This window comes from Embleya sp. NPDC059213 (genome assembly GCF_042754445.1).
Classification (GTDB): Bacteria; Actinomycetota; Actinomycetes; order Streptomycetales; family Streptomycetaceae; genus Embleya.
Window position 1 is genome coordinate 60,692 of the sequence record NZ_JBHZAV010000033.1, and the last position, 8,680, is coordinate 69,371.

An 8,680-nucleotide genomic window follows, 5' to 3' on the forward strand; every position below is an offset into this window, starting at 1 on the left:
GTGTGTGTCGAGGTCGGGAGTTCGGCGAACCGATGCCATCCGATGGTAACGTCGAAACATCAAGATGAACGTTACTCGATGCATCGGCCGCGTCCACCGCGCCGAGCAGCACGTCTGGAGCGCCGTGAATCCGACGAAGGCCGTACCGACGAAGGCCGTACCGACGACGACCGTTCCGGTGGCGACCGGACCGACCACGACCCCCGTCCTGATCGTCGGAGGCGGCCCCGTCGGCCTGACCCTCTCCGCCCTGCTGTCCGATCAAGGCGTCGATCACCTCCTCGTCGAAGCCCACCCGACCACCGCGCACCACCCGAAGGCCCGGGGGATCGCCGCCCGTTCGATGGAGATCCTGCGCCGCCTCGGGCTCGAAGCCGAGGTACGCCGAGCCGGCCTGCCCGCCTCGCAGGTCTTCTTCTATCGCGGCCGGGACCTGGTCGACCCCGATTTCGTGCGAACCGGCGTGGTCCCCGCGGATTCGCCCGACGCGCCGCAGCCGGAACGCACCCCCGCGCCCGGCCTGATCTGTTCGCAGGACGTGCTCGAACCGATCCTGCTCGGCCGGGCGCGGGCCGCGGCGGGGGAGGACCGGATCCGGTTCGGTACCCGGCTGGTCTCCTGCACCGACGAGGGCGATCACGTACGCGCCGTCCTGGTGGAGCGTGCCGGCGGTCGGCGGTACACCGTGTGTGCCGACTGGCTCGTCGGTTGTGACGGTGCGGGCAGTTCGGTGCGGGCCGGTGCGGGGATCGGGATGCAGGGCCCGACCGGCCTCGGCCACTTCCTCAGCGTGCGATTCGATGCCCCGCTCGGCGCGGTGGTGGCCGACCGGGCGAGCGCCTCGTACTTCCTCACCCCACCCGGGCGCGGCGGTTTCATGGCGGTCGACAACGACCGCCGATGGATCCACCAGTACCCCTTCGACCCCGAACAGGCGCGGGACGACGAGGACTTCACCGATCCGCGCCGCCTCGAAGAGCTGATCCGGGTCGCCGCCGGCATCGCCGATCTGGACGTGCGGGTGCGCGACACGATGGTCTGGCGGATGGACGCCCGCCTGGCCGACGCCTACCGCAGCGGCCGGATCCTGCTCGCGGGCGACGCGGCGCACGTGATCCCGCCGACCGGTGGGCACGGGATGAACACCGGGATCGGCGACGCGGACAACCTGGCCTGGAAGCTCGCCGCCGTGGTCGCCGGCCGCGCCACACCCGCGCTCCTGGACAGCTACCAGGCCGAACGCCGCGCGCCGGCCCGCGAGGTGATCGAACTGTCCCGGGCCAACGCCGCGGCCCGGTCCGGCTACCGCATCGACGACGAACTCCTGCTCGACGTCGTCTACCGCTCCACCGCCGTCGTCCCCGACCCCGACGACCCACACCGACCCGAGTCCTTCCTCGCCCACGGCCGCGCGCCCGTCGGCCCCGGCCACCGCCTCCCGCACACGCGCCTGATCGGGCCGCCGGGGATCACCTCGACCCTGGACCTGCTCGCACCGGCGCCCGGCTTCACCCTGATCATCGGCGCGGACGAGCCGGCCTGGCGACGACAGGCGGAGGTCGCCGAGGCGAGCGGGTCGACGGTCGTGGTGCGCGTCCTCGACGGAGGCCCGGTCCGGGAACGGGAGCCCGGCACCTTCCAGCGCGTCTGCGGCGTCCCGGCGACCGGCGCGGTCCTGGTCCGGCCCGACGGCCACCTCGCCTGGCGCGCACCGCACCCGCCCGCCGGCCCCGAACTGCTCGCCGTGCTCCGGCGCGTGTTGTCGGCTCCGACCCGCCCGACCCCACCGGGTGCCCACCCGCCCGCGCCGGACGACGACTCACGATCCAGAACTCACACCAATCCCGACTCGTAGGCCACGATGACCAGTTGCACCCGGTCCCGGGCGTCGAGTTTGGCCAGCAGGCGGGCCACGTGGCTCTTCGCCGTGGCCACGCTGATGTAGAGGTCGGTGGCGATCTCGCCATTGGATCTGCCGCGTGCGATCAGGGTCAGCACCTCGCGTTCGCGCTCGGTGATGCCGTCGAGCTCGCGGCTTTGCCGGGTGGGCGCGGGGGCCCGGTCGACGAACCCGGCGATCAGCCGGCGGGTGACGGCCGGCGCGATCAGCGCGTCGCCGGCCGCGACCACCCGGACCGCCGCGATGATGTCCTCCAGCACCATGTCCTTGACCAGGAACCCGCCCGCGCCGGCCCGCAACGCGCCGTAGACGTTCTCGTCCTCGTCGAACGTGGTCAGCACGACCACGCGCGTCGACGCCGATTCCGCCGTGATGATCCGGGTCGCCTCGATCCCGTCCATCACCGGCATCCGGATGTCCATCACCACCACGTCCGGATCGAGGTCGCGGGCCAGCCGCACCGCCTCGGCTCCGGTACCGGCCTCGCCCACCACGTCGATGTCCGCGATGTCGGCGATCAGCATGCGCAGGCCGGCGCGCACCACCGGCTGGTCGTCGGCCAGCACGACCCGGATCGTCATATCGGCAACCTCGCGGCGACCCGGAAGCCGCCCTCCGGCCGTGGCCCGGAGCTGAACCGCCCGTGCAACAGGCCGACCCGCTCGCGCATGCCGGCGATGCCGTAACCGCTCCCGGGCTGCCGGGTCGCCCGGCCGCCGCCGTCGTCGACGATCTCGATGGCCAACTCGTGCGTCCCGTAGTCCACGGAGACCCGACAGAGTCGCGCGTCCGCGTGGCGCAGCACGTTGGTCACCGACTCCTGGACGATCCGGTACGCGGACAACTCGACCTCGGTGGCCAGCGGGCGTCGTTTCCCCGACCACCGCACGTCGACCCGCACCCCGGCATCGGCCGTACTCGCCACCAGCCGCTCCAGATCCGCCAGGCCCGGTGCCGGCGCGAGAGACCGCGAATCGGGCCTCAGGCGCGTCTGTTCGTGCCCGTCCGCCGCCGACCCCCCGCCCGGATCCGGCTCCCGCAGCGCGCCGAGCAGATGCCGGAGCCCGGTCAGCGTCTCCCGACTCGTCGTCTCGATCACCCCCAGCGCCTCGCGCGCACCGTCCGGTTGGGTCGCGATCACCCGCTTCGCCGCACCCGCCCGGATCGCGATCGCGCCGATGTGGTGCGCGACCAGATCGTGCAACTCGCGGGCGATCCGCAGCCGTTCGGCCTGCACCGCCGAAATGGCCGCCTGCGCCCGCAACGCGTCGGCGTGGTCCTGCCGCAGCCGGATCCAACTGCCCAGGATCCAGCCGGCCGCGGCGGCCACCGCGAGCGTGGAGGAGGGGCCGGTGAGCACGGTGAAAGCCTTGCCGACGGGTACGAAGGCGGTCGCCATCAGGGCCCATCCGGTCAACACGCCGACCAGCGCCCCGGCCGCGACCCGACGGGTGCAGCCGACCGCGATGTGGAAGACCAGTACGTCCGCCGCCAGGAACAACGGCCACGAGCGCATCCCGAACGTCCGGGCCACGAACGCCTCGACCAGCAGCAGCCCGAGCACCGGCAGCGGCCGCCGCCCGGCCCAGCCGATCGGCAGCGCCAGCACCACCGCCAGGCCCACCAGCAGCCACCGCCCCGGACGCAGGAAGTGATCCGGCGCCAGGAACACCGGATGCAAGGGCTGCGGCATCGTGCCGTACACCAGCAGCGCGAACGCGGGCACCGCACACCGACTCAGCGTGGTCAGCGCACCGGGCGACAACCGGGACGGCGGGGCGGCAGGCTTCAGGGTTCGTTGCACCTCGCCGATGCTAGCCGGCACCCCCGCCGCCGGAATCAGCCCACGGGCTGCATCCCATGGGCGCAACCCCACCCGGGCCGTGGGCCGATGTGCGCACGCCCCGGCCACCGGCAGGCTCGACGGCGTGATCGAATTCCACGAATTGACCAAGCGCTACGGCCGCGGTGCCCCGGCCGTGGACCGCCTGACCTGCTCGGTGCGGCCCGGCCGGGTGACCGGCTTCCTGGGCCCCAACGGCGCCGGCAAGACCACCACGCTGCGGATGTTGCTCGGCCTGAACACTCCGACCGGCGGCACCGCGACCATCGACGGTCGAGCGTTTCGCACGTTCGGCACCGGACTGCGGCACGTGGGCGCGTTGTTGGACGCGAACGACGTGCACAAGGGCCGGACGGCGAACGCGCACCTGGCGGCCCTGGCCCGCAGCAACGCCCTGCCCCGGGGCCGGGTCCGGGAGGTGCTGGCCACGGTCGGCCTGAGCGCGGCCGGCGCGCGGCGGATCGGCGGCTTCTCGCTCGGCATGCGGCAGCGGTTGGGCATCGCCACCGCCCTGCTCGGCGACCCGCCGGTGCTGCTGTTCGACGAGCCGACCAACGGCCTGGATCCGGAGGGCATCCGATGGGCCCGCGGGCTCTTTCGCGAATTGGCGGCCGAGGGCCGGACCGTACTGGTCTCCAGTCACTTGATGAGCGAGATGGAACACACCGCGGACCACCTCGTGGTGATCGGCGCGGGTCGGCTGATCGCCGACGAGTCCCTCGCCGACTTCGCCGCGCGCGCCGACGCCGGCGTCACCGTGCGCACCCCCGACCCGGAGGCCCTGGCCCGCGTGCTCACCGACGCCGGCGCGTCGGTACGCCGGATCGGCCCCGACACGCTCGCGGTGGCCGGACCGACCGCCGCCCGGGTCAACGAACTCGCGTTCACCCACCGGGTGATGGTCCACGAGGTCATGGCCCGCGGCGGGTCGTTGGAGGAGGCGTTCATGCAACTCACCGCCGAGAGCGTGCAATTTCGCGCCGCGAGTTCCGAAGGAGGCGCACGACGATGACCACCACCACACCCGCCGCGACCCCGTCCGCCACGGCCCCGGCCCGCCGGCGCGACCTGATCGCCGCCGAATGGATCAAACTCCGCTCGCTGCGCTCGACCCCGATCGTGCTCGCCCTGCTGGTGCCGCTGTACGTCTACTTCGCCTACGACGCGGCATCGATCACCCACGACGCCTGGCCGACCCTGTCCGCCCGGCAGAGGCAGGACGTCGACCCGGGCCATGACGCCCTACCCTTCCCCAGATTCCTGCTGCTGATGGCCACCGCCGGCACGATCGGCGCGATGACGATCGCCGGCGAGCACGCGAGCGGACTGATCCGGACCACCTTCATCGCGGTGCCGGCCCGAGGTCGGGTCCTGCTCGCCAAGATGGTCGTACTGAGCGGCGTGCTGGCCCTGCTCGGCCTGATCATCGGCATCGGTGCCTGGGGCGCGACCTTCGTCGCCTACTCGGACCGGATCACCGGCTTCTCCTTCGGCACCCCGGGCGTCGTGCGCAGCATCGCGGGCACCACGGTGATGGTCCCGATGTGCGCACTGATCGGCATGGCGGCGGCCATGATCGTCCGCCACACCGCCGGAGTCGTGTTCGCGGTTGTGGTCTTCTTCCTGCTCGGCCCGGTGGCGATCAGGGGGCGGCTCCCGCTGCTCGATGCCGCATCGAGCGCACATCTGGTCAACGCCATGCCGGCGTACGCCTGGGGACGCCTGACCATCATGACCCAGGGACACATCGTGGAACGTATCCCCTCGATCGCGGCGGCCTGGACCGCGCTCGCCGGTTGGGCACTCGCCGCGATCCTCGTGCCGATGTTGCTCCGCCACCGGGACGTGTGATGCGACCCGCCCATCCCGACGCCGGTCCCCGCTTCGGTGACCTGTTCGCCGCCGAATGGCTCAAACTCCGCGGCCAACGCACGATGTTCCTCCCACTGCTCCTGGCACCCCCGTTCGCCGCGGGCCTCACCTGGCCGACCTGCTCGCGGGTGCAGGTGATCGGCGCGCGCGGACGCGCCGACCTCGATCGACTGGGTGCCTCGTTCAACCACGGGATCTGGGGCGTGCTGATGATCGGCGCCGGCACGGTCGGCGCGCTGTTCCTCGTCGGCGAGTTCACCAGCGGCCTGATCCGCACCACGTTCGTCGCCGTCCCGGACCGGCGCCGGGTGCTGCTCGCCAAGGCGGCCGTCCTGACCACGGTCACCTCCGCCGTCGGGGTGCTCGCGGCGGCGGCCTCGTTCGGCACCGCGCAGGTCGTGTTGTCCGGCGAGGGCCTGGGCATGTCGATCGGCTCGCCCGGCGCGGCGCGCGGATTCGCGGCCGCGGCGTTGCTGTTGCCGGCATCCGCGCTGGTCGGCCTGGCCGTCGGCGCCCTCCTGCGCGGCCCCGTCGCCGCGTTGGGCACGGTCTTCGCGGTGTCGGTGCTGCTGCCCGAGTTCGTGCCCGCCGACGGCAATCCCGTTCTCGCCGAACTGCGCGGTGTGCTGCCGCGGATCGCCTGGACGACGCTGGTCGACGCGGACGCCGGCTCGTCGGCCCGAGCCTGGTCGGCGTTCGCCCTGTGGCCGGTCGCCGCGCTGCTCGCCGCCGCCGTCGTGCTCGGCCGGCGCGACGTCTGATCCACCGCCGCGCCCGCTTCGGCGCACGGCAAATCCGGTCGTGGGGACGGGAATCGGGGCACTGCGGAGCGTAACCGGTTGGGGACGGCGAGGTAAACGGGCCCGGATCGGGTGGAAAACCTTGACACGCTCTATTGGTCTGGACCACTTTGGCCTAGACCAATATGCGCGCAGGGCGGGCTGTCGCGCATGCAGCGGTACCACGTCCACCCACATCGCTTCTCCACGCACGGAGGCAGTAGTGGCACGCGTTTCGCATGTTCCGCGAGCGAAGTCCCCTCGCCGCGGACGCCCCACCCTCGCCGCCCTCGCGGCGTTCACCCTGGCCGGCGCCGGTCTGACCGTCGCCGTGGCCGGCAGCGCACAGGCCGCCGACAACCTGGTGAGCAATCCCGGCTTCGAGGACGGCCTTTCCGGATGGACCTGTTCGGCCGGCTCCGGCGCCGCGGTGAGCACCCCGGCGCATACCGGCACCGGCGCGCTCAAGGCCACCCCGGCGGGCGCCGACAACGCCCGATGCGCGCAGACCGTCACGGTGTTGCCGAACTCGGCCTACACGCTGAGTGCCTGGGTCCAGGGCAGCTACGTCTACCTGGGCGCGACCGGCACCGGTACCACCGACCCGTCCACCTGGACACCGGGCGCCGGAACGTATCAGCAACTCACCACCACGTTCCGCACCGGCCCCTCGACCACCTCGGTCACCGTCTACACACACGGCTGGTACGGCCAACCCGCCTACTACGCCGACGACATCACCCTCGCCGGCCCCGGCGGCAACACCCAGATCCCGGCCGTCCCGACCGGCCTGGCCGCCGGTGCGCCGACCGCCACGAGTGTCCCCCTCTCGTGGAACTCCGTCCCCGGCGCGACCGGTTACAACGTGTACCAGAACGGCACCAAGGTGCAGTCGGTCACCGGGACCAGCGCGACCGTCACCGGCCTGACCGCGAACACCGCGTACGACTTCCAGGTCAGCGCGAGCAACTCGGCCGGCGAGTCGGCCAAGTCGGCGTCGGTCACCGCGACCACCACCGGCGGCGGCACCCAGATCCCGGCCACCCCCACCGGCCTGGCCGCCGGCACCCCGACCTCGTCGAGCGTGCCGCTGTCCTGGAACTCCGTTCCCGGCGCCACCGGTTACCACGTGTACCAGGACGGCACGAAGGTGCAGTCCGTGTCCGGGACGAGTGCGACGGCCGTCAACCTGACCGCGTCCACCTCCTACAACTTCCAGGTCAGCGCGAGCAACTCGGCGGGTGAGTCGGCCAAGTCGGCCGCGGTCACCGCGACCACCGGCACCGGTGGTGGCGGCGGCCAACTGCCCAAGCACGTGCTCACCGGCTACTGGCAGAACTTCAACAACGGCGCCACTATCCAGACCATCGCCCAGGTGCCCGCCGAGTACGACATCATCGCCGTCTCGTTCGCGGACGCCACGAGCACCCCCGGCGGCGTCTCGTTCACCCTGGACCCGGCGCTGAACTACTCCGAGGCGGCGTTCAAGGCCGACATCGCGGCCAAGAAGGCGGCCGGCAAGAAGGTGATCATCTCGGTCGGCGGCGAGAAGGGCACCGTCTCGGTCAACAGCTCCTCGTCGGCGAACAACTTCGCGAACACGCTGTACACGCTGATCCAGACCTACGGCTTCGACGGCGTGGACATCGACCTGGAAAACGGCATCAACTCCACCTACATGTCCCAGGCGCTGCGCTCGTTGTCCGGCAAGGTCGGCGCCGGCCTGGTGATCACCATGGCCCCGCAGACCCTGGACATGCAGTCCACCGGCACCGAGTACTTCAAGACCGCGCTGGCGATCAAGGACATCCTGACCGTCGTCAACACCCAGTACTACAACAGCGGCGCGATGCTCGGCTGTGACGGCAAGGTGTACAGCCAGGGCACGGTCGACTTCATGACCGGCCTGGCCTGCATCCAACTCGAAGGCGGCCTGGCCCCCTCGCAGGTCGGCCTCGGCCTGCCCGCCTCCCCGCGCGGCGCCGGATCCGGCTACGTCTCGCCGGGCGTGGTCAACAACGCGCTCGACTGCCTCGCCAAGGGCACCGGGTGCGGCACGTTCAAGCCGAGCAAGACCTACCCCGGCCTGCGCGGCGCGATGACCTGGTCGACCAACTGGGACGCCCTGAACGGCAACCAGTTCTCCAACACGGTCGGCCCGCACCTCGACACGCTCCCGTAGCGCGTCGGGGGCGGGGCGCGCCCCCCCCCCCCGCCCCGCGGGGGCCCCCCCCACGACCCGGCCGCCCCCCCCCCCCCCCCGAACACAAAAACGCTACACACCAC

General features: G+C 72.0%; 7 protein-coding genes. 5 read left to right on the plus strand and 2 right to left on the minus strand.

Annotated features, from left to right (window positions below; all coding sequences use genetic code 11):
- Positions 1 to 64 precede the first annotated feature (64 nt).
- Positions 65 to 1,855, plus strand: a complete 1,791-nt coding sequence (locus ACFXMF_RS15370; protein ID WP_360309224.1) for an FAD-dependent monooxygenase — start codon at positions 65 to 67, stop codon at positions 1,853 to 1,855.
- Here ACFXMF_RS15370 and ACFXMF_RS15375 read toward each other — a convergent pair.
- A complete protein-coding gene (locus tag ACFXMF_RS15375) occupies positions 1,834 to 2,481 on the minus strand; it encodes a response regulator (protein ID WP_379990612.1) in 648 nt (215 codons plus the stop codon). The genes ACFXMF_RS15370 and ACFXMF_RS15375 overlap by 22 nt on opposite strands.
- Positions 2,478 to 3,704, minus strand: a complete 1,227-nt coding sequence (locus ACFXMF_RS15380) for a sensor histidine kinase (RefSeq protein WP_379990611.1) — start codon at positions 3,702 to 3,704, stop codon at positions 2,478 to 2,480. The genes ACFXMF_RS15375 and ACFXMF_RS15380 overlap by 4 nt, the downstream gene beginning before the upstream one ends.
- Positions 3,705 to 3,828: 124 nt before the next feature.
- Between ACFXMF_RS15380 and ACFXMF_RS15385 the strand changes: the two genes are divergently transcribed.
- The 4 genes from ACFXMF_RS15385 (at position 3,829) to ACFXMF_RS15400 (ending at position 8,576) form a co-directional block, all read left to right on the plus strand.
- Positions 3,829 to 4,755: an ATP-binding cassette domain-containing protein gene (locus ACFXMF_RS15385; protein ID WP_360309218.1), complete on the plus strand. Its 927-nt coding sequence runs from the start codon at positions 3,829 to 3,831 to the stop codon at positions 4,753 to 4,755.
- Entirely contained in the window at positions 4,752 to 5,594 is an 843-nt protein-coding gene (locus tag ACFXMF_RS15390) for an ABC transporter permease (RefSeq protein ID WP_379990610.1), read from the plus strand. Before ACFXMF_RS15385 ends, ACFXMF_RS15390 begins: the two co-directional genes overlap by 4 nt.
- Positions 5,594 to 6,376, plus strand: coding sequence for an ABC transporter permease (locus ACFXMF_RS15395; protein ID WP_360309214.1), 783 nt, complete (start codon positions 5,594 to 5,596; stop codon positions 6,374 to 6,376). Before ACFXMF_RS15390 ends, ACFXMF_RS15395 begins: the two co-directional genes overlap by 1 nt.
- Positions 6,377 to 6,617: 241 nt before the next feature.
- The gene (locus tag ACFXMF_RS15400; RefSeq protein WP_379990608.1) at positions 6,618 to 8,576 is read left to right on the plus strand and encodes a fibronectin type III domain-containing protein; all 1,959 of its coding nucleotides are present in this window, start codon (positions 6,618 to 6,620) and stop codon (positions 8,574 to 8,576) included.
- Positions 8,577 to 8,680: the final 104 nt, after the last annotated feature.

Bases quoted from the DNA above. Each gene is read 5' to 3' on its own strand.
- ACFXMF_RS15375 (WP_379990612.1), bottom strand. From the start codon at position 2,481: ATGACGATCCGGGTCGTGCTGGCCGACGACCAGCCGGTGGTGCGCGCC.
- ACFXMF_RS15370 (WP_360309224.1), top strand. From the start codon at position 65: ATGAACGTTACTCGATGCATCGGCCGCGTCCACCGCGCCGAGCAGCAC.
- ACFXMF_RS15395 (WP_360309214.1), top strand. From the start codon at position 5,594: ATGCGACCCGCCCATCCCGACGCCGGTCCCCGCTTCGGTGACCTGTTC.
- ACFXMF_RS15390 (WP_379990610.1), top strand. From the start codon at position 4,752: ATGACCACCACCACACCCGCCGCGACCCCGTCCGCCACGGCCCCGGCC.